The 17264-nt window shown below is 55.4% G+C and carries 17 protein-coding genes; 8 read left to right on the top strand and 9 right to left on the bottom strand.

Going from position 1 to position 17264, the window contains the following annotated elements:
- Nucleotides 1-34 precede the first annotated feature (34 nt).
- A complete protein-coding gene (locus VGK23_06225; GenBank protein ID HEY3420132.1) occupies nt 35-442 on the top strand; it encodes a fasciclin domain-containing protein in 408 nt (135 codons plus the stop codon).
- 163 nt (nt 443-605) lie between these two features.
- On the opposite strand, the gene VGK23_06220 is transcribed toward VGK23_06225, so the two are convergent.
- Nucleotides 606-1322, bottom strand: coding sequence for a winged helix-turn-helix domain-containing protein (locus tag VGK23_06220; GenBank protein HEY3420131.1), 717 nt, complete (start codon nt 1320-1322; stop codon nt 606-608).
- Between the two features lie 89 nt (nt 1323-1411).
- Between VGK23_06220 and VGK23_06215 the strand changes: the two genes are divergently transcribed.
- Nucleotides 1412-2050: a DUF1638 domain-containing protein gene (locus tag VGK23_06215; GenBank protein ID HEY3420130.1), complete on the top strand. Its 639-nt coding sequence runs from the start codon at nt 1412-1414 to the stop codon at nt 2048-2050.
- Between the two features lie 42 nt (nt 2051-2092).
- On the opposite strand, the gene VGK23_06210 is transcribed toward VGK23_06215, so the two are convergent.
- On the bottom strand, nt 2093-2668 hold the full coding sequence (locus tag VGK23_06210) for a response regulator (GenBank protein ID HEY3420129.1): 576 nt from the start codon (nt 2666-2668) through the stop codon (nt 2093-2095).
- A 142-nt stretch (nt 2669-2810) separates the two neighbouring features.
- Nucleotides 2811-3551, bottom strand: a complete 741-nt coding sequence (locus VGK23_06205) for a nitroreductase family protein (GenBank protein HEY3420128.1) — start codon at nt 3549-3551, stop codon at nt 2811-2813.
- A 78-nt stretch (nt 3552-3629) separates the two neighbouring features.
- Here VGK23_06205 and VGK23_06200 point away from each other — a divergent pair, with 78 nt between their 5' ends.
- The 3 genes from VGK23_06200 (at nt 3630) to VGK23_06190 (ending at nt 7044) form a co-directional block, all read left to right on the top strand.
- Complete coding sequence (locus VGK23_06200; protein HEY3420127.1) at nt 3630-4328, top strand: MBL fold metallo-hydrolase; 699 nt, start codon at nt 3630-3632, stop codon at nt 4326-4328.
- A gap of 190 nt (nt 4329-4518) precedes the next feature.
- Nucleotides 4519-6372, top strand: a complete 1854-nt coding sequence (locus tag VGK23_06195) for a response regulator (protein HEY3420126.1) — start codon at nt 4519-4521, stop codon at nt 6370-6372.
- Nucleotides 6373-6462: 90 nt separating this feature from the next.
- A complete protein-coding gene (locus VGK23_06190) occupies nt 6463-7044 on the top strand; it encodes a zinc ribbon domain-containing protein (GenBank protein ID HEY3420125.1) in 582 nt (193 codons plus the stop codon).
- Between the two features lie 80 nt (nt 7045-7124).
- On the opposite strand, the gene VGK23_06185 is transcribed toward VGK23_06190, so the two are convergent.
- Nucleotides 7125-8549 (bottom strand): DHA2 family efflux MFS transporter permease subunit, encoded by a 1425-nt coding sequence (locus tag VGK23_06185; protein HEY3420124.1) that lies wholly within the window; start codon nt 8547-8549, stop codon nt 7125-7127.
- 151 nt (nt 8550-8700) lie between these two features.
- On the opposite strand from VGK23_06185, the gene VGK23_06180 reads away from it, so the two are divergent.
- On the top strand, nt 8701-8892 hold the full coding sequence (locus VGK23_06180) for a hypothetical protein (protein ID HEY3420123.1): 192 nt from the start codon (nt 8701-8703) through the stop codon (nt 8890-8892).
- 205 nt (nt 8893-9097) lie between these two features.
- Here the strand turns inward: VGK23_06180 and VGK23_06175 are convergent, their stop codons facing one another.
- The 5 genes from VGK23_06175 to VGK23_06155 all read right to left on the bottom strand — a co-directional run bounded on the left by VGK23_06175 (nt 9098) and on the right by VGK23_06155 (nt 15908).
- Nucleotides 9098-10135, bottom strand: coding sequence for a polyprenyl synthetase family protein (locus tag VGK23_06175; GenBank protein ID HEY3420122.1), 1038 nt, complete (start codon nt 10133-10135; stop codon nt 9098-9100).
- Nucleotides 10136-10139: 4 nt separating this feature from the next.
- The gene (locus VGK23_06170) at nt 10140-11078 is read right to left on the bottom strand and encodes a prenyltransferase (GenBank protein ID HEY3420121.1); all 939 of its coding nucleotides are present in this window, start codon (nt 11076-11078) and stop codon (nt 10140-10142) included.
- 203 nt (nt 11079-11281) lie between these two features.
- Nucleotides 11282-11983: a hypothetical protein gene (locus VGK23_06165; protein ID HEY3420120.1), complete on the bottom strand. Its 702-nt coding sequence runs from the start codon at nt 11981-11983 to the stop codon at nt 11282-11284.
- A 14-nt stretch (nt 11984-11997) separates the two neighbouring features.
- Nucleotides 11998-12972, bottom strand: a complete 975-nt coding sequence (locus VGK23_06160) for a hypothetical protein (GenBank protein ID HEY3420119.1) — start codon at nt 12970-12972, stop codon at nt 11998-12000.
- A gap of 131 nt (nt 12973-13103) precedes the next feature.
- Nucleotides 13104-15908, bottom strand: a complete 2805-nt coding sequence (locus VGK23_06155) for a response regulator (protein HEY3420118.1) — start codon at nt 15906-15908, stop codon at nt 13104-13106.
- 260 nt (nt 15909-16168) lie between these two features.
- Between VGK23_06155 and VGK23_06150 the strand changes: the two genes are divergently transcribed.
- Both VGK23_06150 and VGK23_06145 read left to right on the top strand, forming a co-directional pair.
- Nucleotides 16169-16729 carry a hypothetical protein gene (locus VGK23_06150; protein ID HEY3420117.1) on the top strand — a complete coding sequence of 187 codons (561 nt, stop codon included), beginning with the start codon at nt 16169-16171 and terminating at the stop codon, nt 16727-16729.
- 75 nt (nt 16730-16804) lie between these two features.
- Nucleotides 16805-17245, top strand: a complete 441-nt coding sequence (locus VGK23_06145; GenBank protein HEY3420116.1) for an ester cyclase — start codon at nt 16805-16807, stop codon at nt 17243-17245.
- The last annotated feature ends 19 nt before the right edge of the window (nt 17246-17264 follow it).

The raw sequence follows: 17264 nt of genomic DNA, 5'->3' as shown, positions 1-17264 counted from the left end.
ACCTCTAGGTACAAGAGAAACACGAGGGTTTGTCATGAAGAACATATACGACACACTGAAAGAGAACGGGAACTTCACGACCCTTGTGGAAGCGATCGACATAGCCGGCTTGAGGGATACCTTCGTGAGAGGCGGAGATTTCACCCTCTTTGCCCCATCGGACGAGGCGTTTGCAGGGGCCCTGAAGGAAAAGATGGACGAACTGCTGAGAGACCGGAACAGCGCCGCCGAACTGGTCAAAGGCCACACCATGAACGGAAAGCACAAGGCCGATACCATCAGGAGCGGCGTGAAACTTCAGAACGGAGGTTGGATCAACGCGGACAGGAGCGAGGGGTTGAGGATCGGGGAGGCACTGGCGGTCCAGCCGGACATCGAGTGCGACAACGGTGTTGTCCACGTCATAGACCGGGTCCTGATGCCAGAGATGGTAATTGCCTGAGACCGATCGACCTTGGAACGGATCGCCGTGCCGGTATGGGCTCGGAGGTCCATCCAGTCCGGGTGTTTGCCGGCGAAATGGATTCCGTTGAGCTGCGGATCCATCCAATGCCATCGTCCCGAGCGGCGTGAGCTTAAAGCCGGCATCTTTCTATCGGATCGTATCAAGGCAACGCCATCAGGTCATCCATCAGTTTTGCGACCCGTTCCAGGACCATCGTCCCCCGGGGCGTCATGGAATAGAGCCGGCTCTTCCGGTCGAAACGGATGTAGTTCACATCGAGCAGCGCCTTCAGGTGGAACTGCAGATGTCCCTTTTGCAGCTCAAGCTCCTTGCACAGCTCCGCCAGGCTGTTGCTCTCCCTGGAAAGGAGCATCATGACCTGGACGCGCTTGGCGTTAGAAAGAGGGGCAAGTAACCTTTCGAACGAATCCGGGGAGATCGATCTCGACCCTAAGCCGTTCCTTGCGTCCCGTTCGACCTGGACCTCGGGGACAGTTTGGTTGAATATCGTCTCCGACAACTGGATATACTCTCTCAGTTGGGCTATGAGCTCGGCTTCGAAACGGCTGTCGCCATGGGCCAGTCCCTTCTCGAGTTCCTCGACCTTGTCCAGCGCTCTCGATCTTCCCTCTTGCTGGAAGGTGGCGATCGTCTGGTCCACCAGCTCGGTCAGGGAGGACCTGGGGGTGGCTGCTTGAATTTCGGAAATCGTCAAACGGGAATAATGGCGCTCTATCCGGTCCATCAGCACCGGTCTGATCTGGTCGCCGAACACCTTGCGCATATCGTCCTGCCTTAGGTTGAGTATGGAATTGCTCAGCCCGCGCACCTCTTGGCGGAGCGCCTCGATCTGTTCCCGGATATCATCTGCCTGCATGAAAGACCATCGTAATAGAATAATATGCCATGATAATACTTTAATATTTCGGAGACCTATCATCAATCGCGAAAGCAGAGGTTGAGAAAATGAGGATAGGCATAATCTCCTGCGAAACGTTCGAAAGGAACCTCGAACCCTTGATCAAGGACGACCAAGACATCGTCTACAAGGAATACCTGGAGTTCGGACTCCACGAATACCCGGAGGAGCTAAAGAAGAAGGTCATCGAAAAGGTGAACTCCCTGGAGGGCAAAGTGGACGCGGTCCTCCTCGGTTACGGGATATGCAATTCGCTGAAGGACATAACCCAGCAGCTGAAGGTCCCCACGATCCAGCTCAGGGGCGATGACTGCATCGGGGTGCTCATAACGCCGGAGGAATATGCGGCCGAGCGGAAGAAGTGCGCCGGTACCATGTACCACACCCCTTACTTTGCCCTAATGAACCGCGAATGGTTCGAGAAGAAGATGCGCGAACAAATGCCAAACTACGAGGAGCTGGGGATCTCCCTTGACTGGTACCTGCAGAAGATGTTCGACGGCTACTCCCGCGTCCTTTTCATCGACGATGGCCTTGGTGACATCGAGAAGTATGTGGCGCTCTCCAAGCAGTTCGCGGTCGAGCTGAACCTCAGGCATGAATGCAGGCTGGGGACCCCGGAGATACTGCAGCAGAGCCTGGCGATGACCAAGGAGCTTGCAGCAAGCACGGTTCATGAGGATTAGAGGTCAGGGCACCAGGCGGTTAAGTGATCGTCCAACTGATCATCAAAATGGACCGAAACGGCCGTTAGGATTCGATGTTCTATCGTTCACATCGGACCGGTCGGTGGGCCTTGACGATCCCCTGTACGGAACGGATCGGTCACCTGGACATGCCTTGAGCTCATTGACCCCAGGCGGACACTTCTCCGCCGAGGTCCTGTCCAGACCGATCAGCGTTCCCTTCATCCAATCGACGATAGCCTCGAACTCGCTGTTCGAGGACGGTTTGATAAGGAAGTTGGTCGCCCCCATCGAGGTGGCCTTGATCCGGTCATCCTTGTTCAAGGACCCGGTCATGACGACGACCGGTATGTCCCTCATCCCGTGCATTCTCTTCATGTAGGACAGCACCTCGAACCCGTTGACCTTGGGCAGATTGAGGTCCAGTATGACGAAGTCGATAGGTCTTTCCGTATTCCCGTTGGCACGGTCCAGGATCTCCAACGCTTTCTGACCGTCCTCTGCCACCGTGATATTTAGCTCGATCCCGGTGTCCCGGAGCATCTCTTTGATTAGGAAAGTGTCCCCTCGGTTGTCCTCCACCAGAAGGAGCCGGGGCTTCCGAATGCAGTCGTTCATGACATCCTCTGAAAAGATATGCACGAAAGAATCTTGAACCTTTGCCCTTAATTTACTATTGTCAATAAAAAAAAGGGGTAAAGGAAATTGTCCAGAGCCTCAAAGGGCCCGCCTCGATCGATCAACTCCGAAGATGCAACGGCTAATGCATCTTCGCCGAGACCACATACCGGTATCCTTTCGGGGTGCGGCCCTCATCCGGCCTCTCGATGAGGAATTCGATCTCCTTCTTGAAGTGCACCGCCGACAGCCAGAGATGGCACAGACCAATGCCCAGGTTGATCTGGTTCATTTGATCGGCCATCATCGATTTTGCATAGTACGCGTCGATCCGGTTCGCGTCCCCGCGGTAATACCAGGATTGATTGTTCATTCCCGAAGGGGCCAAACGCAACGGCTCCATGAGATCGTCCATTCCTTTTATGTCGGAGATATCCGAAAGAGCCCGCCTCTTGAACTCGGTCACGCTGTTCCTCTGAAGCGTTTCAGTGGGCTTTCCGAACGCCAGAATGATGACGAACTCCAGGCCTGCCAGCGGTTCGACCTTCTTGGTCGGTTTGCTACCGCCCAGCCAGCAGCAGCCGATCCCGTTGGCGCTGAAGAAGAGGTCCAGCTGTTGCAGGATAAAGCCGGCGTTCGCCAGGAATCCTTCCTTATCCTCCGAGTAGATGGCCAGGTAATGAGGGGCGTCCGCCCTGAACATCCCCTTGACCTCTTCGCCCTTCAGCATCCTTATCTCGGTCCTGATCCCGGCGATCATAGGTTTCAACGTGGCGATCCTTGAAAGTATCATTTCCATCGTGCCGTTGTCCAACGGGGCAAGTTCATACTTTCTGATCGATTTCCTCTTGAATATGGTCTGATAAAGCAACTCTTCGTCCATGTTGGTGCGTCCTGTTGTGGCGGTCAAGGGCACAACAAGCGATAAATAATCTCTGAAGGTGCGGACGACTTTCATATAATGAATCGACCAATCATGACCAGGAAGATACTCATGGAGCTTACTTGGGTCGAGGGGAGCAATTCCTGGTTCCGTATAAGGGCCGGCGGCAAGATCATCCACATCGATCCCTCATATTCTCCCAAAGGACATGCTCCGGGACCTGAGCTGAACGACAAGGCAGACCTGGTGCTGGTCACGCATGCACATGGTGACCATTTCCAGAAGGGAACCGTGTCAGCGCTCGCCGGCGACTCCACCATCATCATAGCGCCCAGCAAGGTCGCAGGGAGATCGGGACAGTTGAGAAATGTCGTGGTCACCGAACCGGGGAAGGAACATGACCTGGGCTGGGTCAAGCTCAAAGCGGTCTACGCGTACAACCTCGGTCTCAAAGGCCACATCTTTCACAAGAAGGGGAAGTGCGTGGGTTATCTGCTCACCATCGAGGGAAGGACGATCTACCATGCTGGAGACACCGATCTCATTCCGGAGATGAGGCAGCTCGGTCATGTTGACCTGGCATTGCTTCCCATCGGCGGTACGTTCACGATGGATGTGGAAGCGGCGGCCGAGGCTGCAAGGGCGATCGGTGCACCGATCGTGGTGCCGATGCATAACCTGAGGACGCCGATCGCGGAGCTCAAGGCAAGGTTGGCCGAAGCACCCAGCATCCAGGTTATGCTGGCTGAGCATGGAAGCCCTTTCGAGCCGTTCTGAAACGATCGACCGAGATCCGGACATGCTATCCATTCGTCAGGAATGTTACTCAAATTACGTTGGAATTCTCCGAACCTTCGGTCAATTGCACATCTGGTATTACAACAGGACGCGGGTCAGTTCGGTATTTTGATTATTGGGAATGAGGTTTTATGAACCGAAACGGCCGATTCAGAAGAGAGAACGACTGATGATCAAGGTCCTTTACGTCGATGATGAAGAGCCCCTCCTGGAATTGGCCAAAGAGTTCTTGGAATCCTCCGGAGAGATCGTCCTGGAGACGACCACAAGCGCCTTCAACGGTATCAAGATGATCCAGAAGGGGGACATCGACGTGGTGGTCTCTGACTACATGATGCCGGAAATGGACGGGCTAGAATTCATCAGAACACTCAGAAGGTCCGGTAACGACATCCCATTCATCCTTTTCACGGGAAAGGGAAGGGAGGAGGTGGTCATACAAGCACTGAACGAGGGTGTCGATTCCTATTTGCAGAAAGGTGGCCTCCCTACCCCTCAGTTCACAGAACTGGCACACCGTATAGATCAGGCCGCTCAGAGGCGCAGGGCGGCCATCGCATTGAAGCAGAGCGAAAGTCGCTTGACCCGGGCAGAAGAGATCGCCGGGTTCGGGCACTGGGAACTCCACCTGGACACCAAAGAGATGTTCGCATCGTCGGGTGCCAAGATGATCTATGGCACAGAATGGAAGCATGAGTCGTACGAGCTTGTGAAGCAGATACCATTGCCCGAATACCGATCGCAGCTCGATACTGCGATGGCCGATCTGATCCAGAAGGGCATACCTTACGATATCGAGTTCAAGATCAAACGCACTTCTGATGGAAGAACAGTGGAGGTCTATTCAAGGGCGGAATACGATCCCGTCAATAGGATCGTCTTCGGCGTTCTCCAGGACATCACGGAACGGAAGAAGGCCGAGATGGAGATACGTGAGAAGAACGATGAGCTGATAGCCTCCTATTCGCAGATCTCCGCCGCGGAGGAGGACCTGCGGGCGGCCAAGCACAAGCTGGCGGTGGCGATGGACCTGGCCAAGCTGGTCTACTGGGACATGGACCTGGAAAAGGACCGGTTCATTTTCAATGACGCATTCTATTCGCTCTACGGAACGACGGCAGAGGCGGAGGGCGGTTATCTCATGAAGGTGGACGACTACACCAACAACTTCGTCTATCCTGAGGACCGGCCCCGGGTCGCCAAGATCATAGAGATCAATCTGTTCTCTCCCATAGGCGTCAATCAGCTGGAACACCGCATGGTCCGCCGGGACGGTCAGGTGAGGGACCTCATCGTCTGCGTGGAGGTGGAGAGGGATGCCCAGGGCCGCCCATTCCATTTGTATGGTGCCAACCAGGACGTCACCGATCGGAAGAAGGCAGAGGTGGCCCTCGAAAGGGCGAACCGGAAGCTCAGCCTGCTGAACAGCATAACGAGGCACGACATCACCAATCAGATATCCGTGCTCCGGGGCAATTTGGACCTGGTTCGTATGAAGGTCCCCGATCCGGAAATTTCAGCCATGCTCCAGAAGGTGGATAACAGCAGCCGGAACATCCTGGACCAGATCCGTTTCACCAAGGAATACCAGGACATGGGAAGCACCGCCCCACAGTGGCAGATGGTAGCCGATGCTGTGCGCCCCAATCCACTGGCCAAGGACATTAAGATCAGCGAGGAGGCGGCCAGGCTCTCGATCTATGCCGATCCGATGTTACCTAAGGTGTTCAACAACCTGATCGAGAACACGGTCCGATACTCCGGTAAACCCACTTTGATCAGCATCAGATGCGAATCTGCGGACGGCGTTATGAACCTCATCTATGAGGACAGGGGGTCAGGTATACCGGACGAGGAAAAGGAGAAGATATTCGCGAAAGGGTTCGGCAAAGGGACCGGCCTCGGACTTTTCCTTTCCAGGGAGATATTGGCCATCACCGGGATAACCATCAGGGAGAATGGAACATACGGTCAGGGGGCCAGGTTCGAGATATGCATCCCGATTCAGATGTTCAAGAAGTGAAGGTCCTGCTCGATCGTCGTTGACACGGCCTATCCGATAACTATTAACCCCCATCCACCAATCCAACGCTGGAGGAATGAGGTTTTCCCTATGAAATGCAGTAATTGTGGAATGGACAATATCGTCAGCGACGCGGTGCACTGTCCGAACTGCGGTGCTTCGTTGCTAACGCCAGGCAACTGGGACAGTACTCAGCAAGCTGCCCCGCAACCGCAGTACCAACAGCCGGCCCCGCAGCAGCAGTACCAGCAGCCCCCACCGCAGCAATACTACCCACCGCAGCCGCCACCAAGGCCGGCCCGAGTGGCGACCGTAAAGAGCGTGGGTTTGACCGAGATACTGTTCCTGTTCTCAGGAGTGCTGCTCTTGGGAGCAGGGTTCGACAATCTAGGCTACCTCTCCGTCAGGTTCATTCCCGGAGCTTACATCCTCTTGGGGATCATAGCCATCCTGGCAGGTCTGTTCATGCTCGCCATGGTCATCATGCCCAACCTGATCAAGGGCATGGACGACATCATGACCTATGTGATGCTCGGGATATCGGCTCTGTTCTTCCTTTGGGGACTGGCGGCAAGTTTCGGCAGCAGCATCGGTATTGACGGCGGATTCCTCGTCGCCGCGGGCATGGTCGGTCTGGCCGGCGGAGCCCTCAAGATGGGCATACTGAAGTGATCTTCAAACAACCAGCGGGACAGGCTCTTGCCTGACCGTTTCTTTCTTTTTTCATTTATACGATCGTGATCCAAATAGCTTCACGGTTCAATAGTCCTGCGATTTCCCAGATATGAAATGACCGCTCCTGCCAGCGAAAGCGAACCGGCAACCAGGACCGAAACGGTCGCCGCTGCTGTTAGATTGGATGATAATTCCGATCCCAACGTTCCAGTCAGGTCCGCTTTCCCCATCTGGAAGACCAGCAGCATGGTGCCCAGCGAGGTCCCGATGGGAATACTGAGGTTTCGGAACGTGGCCGAGACGCTCGAGGCCACCGCCGCCTTCTCCTTCGGCAGCGTGATCATGACCTCGGTGTCGTTCACGCTCTTGAAAAGAGCGCTGCCTCCTCCCATTATGGCGAATGCCAGCAGCATGGTGATCAGATCCTGCCAGAAGACGCCCAGGGCCAGCAGGAACAGGGATCCGGCCCGGATTATCTGCCCTATCGGGCTGTAATGCCGCGAATGCGTCCGGTCATACATTCTGCCAGTGATCGGCGAACCGAAGATCATCACTGCCGGCAGTATCATGAAGATGAGACCCACCGTCTCAGGGCCATAACCCAGCACTCCTTCGTAATAGAACGGACCGACCACCGAGACGATGTTGGAGCTGATGAAGAACATGGCCATGCTCAATCCGGCGAAGGTGAATGCCCTCACCCGGAATACCGAGATGTCCAACAACGGATAGGGCGCGCGTTTCTCCCAGAAAGTGAAACCGATCAATGATAAGGCGAAGGCGATCATGAAGGCCAAGGCGGTCACGGTGACCTCACCGGCAGACGCCATTTCGCCCAGGGTGAGCATCAGTGTCACGATCGCGATGATCCATAGCACAGAACCTGCATAATCCATCCTGAGATGCCTAACCACCATCTCGTTAAGCCGCAGGGTCTTGAACGCCAGAGCGGCGGCGAACACTCCCACCGGTACGTTGATCCAGAAGATGTATTGCCATCCCAGCCCTCCTACGATGAAGCCGCCGATGGCCGGACCTGCCAGCATGGCCACCGCCACCGCGGACCCGAGGAGTCCCATGACCTTACCTCGGTCCTCATGACGGAACACCTGGAAAAGGATCGCCGCCGCGATGCAGAACAGCATCGCCGCACCCATGCCCTGGACCACCCGGAATAGGATCAGCAGTTCCAATGAGCCAGATACTCCGCACATCAGTGATGAGACGGTAAAGAGGACCAGCCCCCCAGTGAACATCTTGGCCTTGCCGGTGCGCTCGGCCACCTTCCCGAAGATGATGATGAAAGCCGTCTCGATGACCGGATAGGTGGTCACCACCCATTGGGACTCCGCCACTCCGACTCGGAAGTAGGAGGTGATGCTCGGCAGCGCGATGGTGACAACCACCCCGTCGAGCACCGACATGAACACTCCAGCTAGGACCACCACCAGTATGAGGTACCGATCCTTCCTGCCCTCGTCGGTCTCCGGAATATTTGCCATCGTTCCTGCACGAAGGCAAGGCAAGGGTTCTGTTAAACCTTGTGTCGTTGTAACATGCCACATGGTCATTCACTAGTTCTCAGGTTGGATGTATGGACCAGATAAATAAGGTTAAAATAATACGACTGGCCATGAGCCCATAGGTGAAAAAATGGTTTGCCTGAACAAGCTAGCCGACGTTTCTGCCTCGGACATAAAGAAGATCAACTCCCTCGAGAAGGAGCTCGGAGTGGTCCTCATGGCCTACAAGCCCCTGGAGTTTGCGGAACTGTCCAATGGTCAAGTTAAGGAACTTCAGAAGGTGGAGAAGGACATCGGCGCCACGGTCATCGCGTACCGTTGAACCGTCAATGACAGGGTCGGTCCGAAAAGACCTGCACCTCAGGCACTGGACACATCTGAACCGTTCTGGCCGGTTTATTCATGCGGTTCTGGACGCGGGTTTGATCGAACCGACCGACCAGCTCATGTCGGAATGGCAGCCTGTCCTCTTTTTCTTTGAGATGTTCTCTTCGTCAGGTCCTTGCTGACAGAACGGACGGTCAGGATCATTTGGCCTCTTTGAGCACCATCGCCGCGATCTCGGCCGGTACACTGCCCAGCTCGGGTAATTTTTGATTGCCATTATCCTGAACCTGAGGTCCGATCCCTTCCATGAGCCTATGGACCGCCCCCACGGCATTCTTGATGGCAGCCTCAAGGTATCCGCCAAGCGCCTTCTCTATGTCCTGACGGTGCGCCTTGTCCAATGGACCGACATCCCCGCCAACGTCACGTTCCACCTCCTCCGGCGGTTCCCCGATCCGACCGAGGCAGCATCTGAGCAGTATCGCCTCGGATCCTCTGATGCCCGCCTTCTTTCCGTTCAACAATGCTTCCAGGTCGGTCACGTCATCGGCGATCTGCATCGCCCTGCCGGTAAGGTTCCCGAACTCAGAACACATCTCCGTCACTTCGGGGGTGCATCCGGCCACCAACGCACCATAGCGGGCGGCCAGTCCGAACAGTTGGCCGGTCTTCATCTCGATTATGCCGTCATAGGTCTCCTTCACACCGACAGAAGGTGCGCCACGCATTTCGCGGCTGGCCCCCTGAACCATGGCCCGATGTGTCCTGGCCATGCCCAGGACGTATTCCTCACCATATCTGGAAGTGATCTGGTAGGGATAGGAGATAAGACCGATGGTGCCCAGTATGGCGCTCTTATGCCCGGCGGTGATATGCATGGTCGGCGATCCATGCCTGGTCACATCCTCGTCCAGCATGTCATCCACTATAAGGCTGGCGGCATGGGCGATCTCGATGGCCGATGCCAGGTCGAGGGCCATATCGCGGTATCTTTCCTGACCGTACGTTTCGAATATGAGCATGAGCAATCCCGCCCTCATCCTCTTCCCCTGCCTCAAAGGGTTCTCCAGCCTTCGGTCCAATGCACCATTCGCATCATTGCAGACCGATCGCATGATCCGTTCATCGATGGCGGGCTTGATCCTTTCCAGGTAGACGGGATATGAGGAGCATCTCCTCATCATCGGCTCAACAATGGCGGCTTCTCGGCTTGGTCCGGTTGCTTTTACGAGTCCCATAAGATCACATCCTCAGGTATGCGAAAAGGGCCGCCAGCGAAAGAGCATAGACGACCGATAGGTAAAGTTGGTACAATCTGCCCGCCCCGGTCGCCCCTTCCATGTTCGAGGTCCTCCCTGCCAGGTAATCCAGCCTGATCCTGTCCACCTTTGAGCCGAGCAGTGCCAAGAGCGCGAAGACCACGACCGTCACCCCGAGGAATGCCGCTGCCGGGAACGGTGGGAGGGCATCCATTATCAATGGGGCGGAAACAATGGTAAAGAACAGACCCGTCAGTGGGTAGTACATGCACCATCTCAGCCGGGGATGGGTCACGATCGTGGTCCGTTTTCCGTTCTCTCTGTCGGTTGGGAAATCCATGCTCATCATGCTCACGAAGAACGAGCTGGAGGCGAATCCGAAGCAGACGCCCACGACCGTAGCCACCTGGCTTAGCTGACCTGAACCGATGTAGGAAATGACGAAGACGGCGATGGCGTTGATCGGCATGCTGATGTATAGTTCGCTGTAGGGTCTGTAGGCCAGCTTTGTCGCCTTATGATTATAGCCGATCAAAGCGGCCATACCATAGGCCGCCGGCAGGATCAGGACCGGACGGAGCCAGATCAGATATGCCATTATGACAACGATCAACAGCACTATGGACAGGCTCAACCACTTGGTCTCCTTCCTGGTGATCATGCCGTCTACCAGAGGCTTGACCCGGCCGGTCGCCTCTATGGGGGCCTGTCGGTCAAGCTCGTAGTCCATGATGTCGTTCATCGGATGGGCCACATACTGCATGAGGACGACGACGATGGCTGCCAGGAACGTGGAGAAACCATCGATGATATGCCAGCCGGTCAGATAGCCTGCCAACGCCACACCCAACAGCGATCCGCTGATGGTCCATGCCGCCATCGGTTTTATCCTGGCGAAATAGAACAGGGAAACCGGTTTCATGGAACGCCCCTTCGGCTGTCTAGAGATTCGTGGGATTCCCCTGTTCGCAACGGAGTCTGAGCTTCTCTTGGCCTTGCCGGGAGCACCTTCTTTCCGGAAATTGCGAAGTCCCTCCGATCTCTATTTGGATTCACCGTGGTAGAGTTCTGAGCACAAGGGCAATTAAGGTTCCGGCCCGTCTCCCGGGGTTACGGAGCTTTACATCACCTGAACCACAGAACGGCCAATCCCAGGAGATATGACAAAGCGAACTGTCCGCCCAGTATGTTCCATATGACCCGGCTTCCGTCCCTTTTGGTGTATTCGTAAAGCCCTAGCAGCACATAGCTGAAAGTGAAACCGGTGCCGAGGAGCAGTAGGGTCACCGGTGCATCCGGGGTCTGTCCGGCTATCACTGTCTGGGCAAGATATGAGAACATGGCGATCGCCCCCATCCCGAGCGCGCCGAACCAGACCTGATGGAACTTCCACTTTTCTAGCCCATAGAGGGTGCAGAACACGATCCCCAGCGACACCCCCACGATCGGAAGGGCCGTCCCAAAACGATAGCTGGCATATAGGCCGATCCCCGCCGCCACGACATCCAGACCGATCCCCAGGAAGGTGAGCGTCCGATCGGAGAAGACGGTCCTCCACGGCTTTCCCACCTGCGTGGTATCATCCATCATATGCTCGCCGTAGAGCATGGCCGCCACCGCAGCAAGTGACAAAAGGAGGACCGTCTGGTCGATCTTGGCCACCGTGAAAGTTCCCAGCAGCACGAGGGAGAGGAACGCGAGCATGAAGGGCAGGTGCAGCAGGGTGAACAGGCTTCCCGTCACCGACCGGTTATGCACCAGATACCGATACCAACCAAGATCTCTATTAATTACCAGTGTTTCCGACGCCTTCATTGGCCCCGACATCTGTCCACCCCCGTTCAATGCTCCAATGACCTTCTGAACAGTCTTAGGATGTGCAGCGTGTTCATTTCGATGCCGACCATGTTGCTGTGCCTCTTGAACACCAGCGCATCCGCCATGCTGGGCATGATCCCGTCCCTCAGCTTCTCCGCCGCCTTCCGTTCCCTTTTCATCCAATCGAATCTCTGAAGCACCCTTTCGGTGTATTGGTCCAGGTCGTCCCAGTTCTCCAGCAGCATCTCCGCCGTCTGCAGGGCATAGATGTTCCCGTCTGCGGCCAGCGGGCCGACGGCCCCTATGCTCTCCCCGATCCCTACGATCTTACCGTCCTTGACGAACGGTTGTGAAAAGAACGGTGAGGACAGCCTCACCCGGCTCTGGCATCTGCAGCGTACCTGCTTCGATCCCTTATCGGCCTCGTTCAGCAACGCAGGCCGGTAACCATTCACATCGGTCTTGAGGTTGCCGAACCCAACATGATACTCGCCGTTTCCCAGAGGGAAGCACCATTCATACCCCAGGGATGATGTCCTGAACCACAGGTCCATCGTCTCCTCGCTCCTTATCCGGTATTGTACGCAATCGGCGATGATGTCGTTCTCTATGTCCGGCAGGTAAGCCCGGCTCACACCGGTGGCATCGATGACACGGTCATAATTGTCCAGGTCGATCTGGCCTTCTCGGATGGCCGCATCTTTGGTCAGCTCTCGGATAAGGCCCGGCTTGTCGATGGTCATCATGTCCGAACGTATCATGACGCCGTCGACGGAGACCTGGGATGAATGGTGCCTTTCGAAAATGGATGGATCGGATACCTTGGATATCATTTCCCGATAGCCCGATGTCGGCGCTATCCCCCAGGCGCAGGGCCGGCACCCGCAGGCAGTGGTCTTCCTTACATCATATAGGTCCACATCGTGAAGACCCTGGTCCTTCAACCTTTTATACAGATAGGAACCGGCCATCCCGGCGCCTGCGATCGCCACCTTCATCGTTTGACACCTCGTCTGAATGATACAATTCCAGCATCATGACGATAATGTTATCGACCGTTTCCTTTTCAATTTCGATCGTTGTTCGGCGCCATGTATCGGACCGAGACATATCACTCTCGATGAACGGTTCACCCGCAGTTGCGGAAACGTCCCGGAGGGACCCTGACCTCGAACCTGGCCCCCTGTCCCGGGATACCGTTCTCGCTGATCTCGATGCCTGAGATGGCGAGGATCTCACGGATCAGGAAAAGTCCCATTCCGGATCCTTTGCCATAACCCTTCTCGAAGACCTTTTCCTTCTCTGGCCCTGGTATTCCCTGACCTCTGTCCTCATAGACGACCAGGAGGTCCGTTCCGTCCCTCTCACAATGGACCTTTATTCTGGTCGGTCTGTCTGCGTATCGCTGACTGTTCTCAAACAGATTCTGGAAGACCTTGGGAAGCATGGGATCGGCAAGAATTTCAGGGTTGCATATCTGCTCACCGTCCATCCGTAGATCGATCTGTTCGAAGCCCTCCGATGCCTTGGTTATTTCCACTTTCAATGACTGCCAGGTCGGTGAGGTTCTCCCCAGCTCCTGATACTGCTTTGCGAAGTTCACATGCTTTTCTATCATCTCCGCCGCCTTTCCGGCTTGCTCCAGGCGCTTGAGGCCTTCGGAGTCGGAGATCATCCTTCTCACTAGCTCCAGGCTTCCTCTCAACACCGTCAATTGGTTCCGTATATCATGCCGGTTGATCTTGTCCAGAAGCTTCAGCTTCCCATTGGCGATGCGTAGGGACTCTTCCTGAAGCATGCTTTCCGTGATGTCCTGGGTGGCCGCCACCGCTCCCACGATCCTGCCTTCCCTCGTCCTTATCGGGGCCGCATTGTTGACCATCGACCTCATGACCCCATCGAACCCTTGGATCGTTAGGACCTGGCCGAGCACCGTCCTTCCCTCGCTGATGGCTTGGGCCGCCCCCCATTCGTCAGGTGATATCTCCTTCCCGGTGTCACGCCACCAGCCTTTGTAGATGCCGTAGCCCGCCACGTTCTCAGCCATGGGGAATGATCCGCCCCACAATTTCCTCGCGATGTCATTGATCGCCATGATCGCACCGGTCTCGTCCGTGAGGATGAGTCCGATCGGCAGGACGTCCATGATCGCCTTCATCCGGGACGCATCGTTATCGGCCATCCTCTTCATCTCCACGACATCTGTCTCGTCCCTGCTGGTAAGGATGAAATGATCCTCATCGATGGGAATGATGGCGGTTATGAAGTCCCGATTCCGGGCCGTGAGATGGATATTCGTTATGACCGTCTTTCCAGTTCTTCTCATCTCGGCTATCGCCGCTACCGGGGGCGCAAGAGTCCTCTCTGGACCCAGACCTCCCATCCTTCTCCCTAGCACGTCCTCCTTGGAGTCGTATCCCATCGCCGCCAATGCCGCCGGGTTCACGTCCCGGCATATGAAATCGGCCACCTCTCCTCCCCCGTCCAGTACGTACTCGAAGAACCCCGCGGACTCCTCGATCGATTCGAACAGGTTGAGGTATTTTACCTCGCTCTCGATGAGCGCTTCGTCGGCCAGGAACTTCGATAAGGCTACGGAAAGATATCCGGCCAGGCGTTCCCACCGGGCGATGAGCTGGGGCGAGAATATGCCGATCCTGCGATCGTTCATCTGCAGGAGGCCATACCGTTCCCTTCCCATGGATAGGGGGATAAGGGCCACCGATTCGTAGCCTTCCACGTTGCAGCGGTTCCTGGTCCTGGAATGGCGGTCGTCCTCCGTTGATGTCGCCAGCAGCTTGGTGGTGTTGTTCGTCCAGAAGCTTCCGTTGGCCGTGAAGAAGTCCTTCGTCACGTCGAAACGGCCGCAGATCACGTTGCCGCACATGCACTCCAGGATCGGATATCCGTTCCCATCCATGCACAGCTCGCCATGGTCATCATAGGAACATAGATGCGTTTCGAGCAGCACGAACCCTTCATCGAAACCCCTCGTCTCGTAGTAAGGGTAATCGAACCCGTCTTTCAGCCTGATGCCAACCGCCTCACAGCCAGATTGTTTCCGGAAGAAGGTGATGGCGGATCCGACCAGCTCTTTCACGTTCTTGCAGGTGTTGACCAGCCTCAGGAACTCTATGGTGGTCTCTCTCTCCTGTTCATCCAGTTTCCGGGCAGTGACATTCTCGAAGATCGCTATGAAGAATCCTCTGGTCGGGCTGATGACGGAGATGTCCAGCCATATTGCCAACGAGTTGAAGTAGATCTCGAACTTGTCCGGGGCCCCGGTGGAGGCAACCCGGTCGTAGGCGGCCAGAAGGTCCCGGTCCTGTTCCATTATCCCGGGGATGACCTCCGTCGCGTTCCTCTCCTCGATGTCCTCCAGACCGGTCAGCGCGGTGAACTGGGCGTTGACCTTCAAATAGCGCCAATCTATGGGTTCTCCGTTCTGGTCATACAGCATCTGACAATAGGCCATTCCTTCCTGGATGCCCTCGAATAGCATCCGGTATCTCTCCTCGCTCTCCTTCAGCGACCGTTCGGCCCTCTTCTTCTCCACCAGCTTCCTGACCTTATGGCCCAATTCCACGAATTGGGACCTTGCTTCCCCTCCCTTTTGGACGTAGGAATCGGCCCCGGAGTTGATGGCCTCGATAACCACCTCCTCTCTTCCCTTGCCAGTGAAAAGTATGAACGGGATGTCGTTGCCTTTCGCCCGAAGCCGTTTGAGGAAATCGATGCCGCTCATTTCCGGCATCTGGTAATCGGAGATAATCGCATCGAACCGTTCATCGTCGAGCCTCCTTTCCGCCCGATCGACCGAGACCTCGGTCTCAATGCGGATGTCCTCAGAAAGTTCAAGATAGAGCTTGCAGACGTCCAGCATATCCTCTTCATCGTCGATATAAAGGACCGAGATGCTATTTTGGTTCATCATTGAGGATAAGCCCGTCAAGGATTCGGTTAATTCAATATTAAACCTATTTCAAATGCCATGAAATTTTAGGTGGATCGATCGAAGTGAGACGGCGTCCATCCGATCAGATATCGAATCCATAAATGAAAACAGAAGTTATATTACCATTCAGAATTGGGACAATCCAGGAGCCCTGTCGACCCTTCATGGGTTTGCGATATATCGTAGGATCATTGATCCTATGTGAAAGGTCAAATTATGGTTCCTACATAGATGCGATGATGATCAAAGACATCTCCCGAGATGATGCTCTTCTTCTTGTCCGGAGACATGTGTCTAAAGAGAACAATGTGAAGCATATGATCGCCGTAGGGGCAGCAATGAGGGCGGTCGCCTTCCGGTTGGGCCATGATCCAGAACGGTGGGAATTGGTGGGCATACTTCACGATGTCGATTTCGAGGTATGCAAAGGCATCGAAGACCACACGATCAGGGCCAAGGGCATTCTGGAGGGATTGGTCGACCAGGAGCTGATCGATGCCATCATGGCCCATAATCACGAGCACACCGGCGTGGCTCCGGACACGCCCATGAAGAAAGGGCTGATAGCTTGCGACGCCGCCTCAGGCCTGGTGACCGCCTGCGCGCTGGTGACGCCATCAAAGAAGCTTTCGGACGTCCGCCCTGAATCGTTGGTGAAGAAGTTCGGGGCGAAGGATTTCGCCAAAGGCGTGAGCCGGGAACGGATAATGGTATGCGAACAGATCGGGATAGGAAAGGAGGAATTCTTATCGCTATGCCTCGAAGGGATGCAGGCCAGGGCCTCCGATCTTGGCCTTTAGACCGTCACCATTGAGAATCTTGTCGAGGAGTAACCGTTAAATCCTTCGGACTACGGTCGAATCATTGGTGAAAAAATGACAGTTGAAGAGAACCTGAAGTTGATGAAGACCTTGGACGATGCCTGGAACGCCGGACCGGGAAGTCCCTTGTGGGATACCTTCAAGAAACGCCACAAGGAGGACGTCCTCGTATACTGGCCGAACCAGCCTCTGCCCACCAAGGGAAGGCATAACCATGATGTGGAGGCCACCGAGTTCTTCAAGAACTTCGACAACCGGCTTGTGAACAACCCATATAAGATCGCCATAGGTCTGGGAGACCATACCTGCACCGTCGCCGATTGGACGGTAACGACCAAGGTGCCGATGAAGGGAGCCGACGGGAAGATGGTGCCGGCCGGAAAGACAGCGAAACTGGAGTTCTGTACGGTAGCGACCTGGAAGGACGGCGAGATCGTCGAGGAGCGGCTATTCTACGACGTCGTCGGAATGATGAAGCAGCTCGGCCTTATGTGAGCTTCTGTAAGGAAAAGCC

The organism is Methanomassiliicoccales archaeon (genome assembly GCA_036504055.1).
Classification (GTDB): Archaea; Thermoplasmatota; Thermoplasmata; order Methanomassiliicoccales; family UBA472; genus DASXVU01.
Note: the sequence above shows the minus strand (reverse complement) of the source record. Positions and strands in the feature narration are given on the sequence as shown.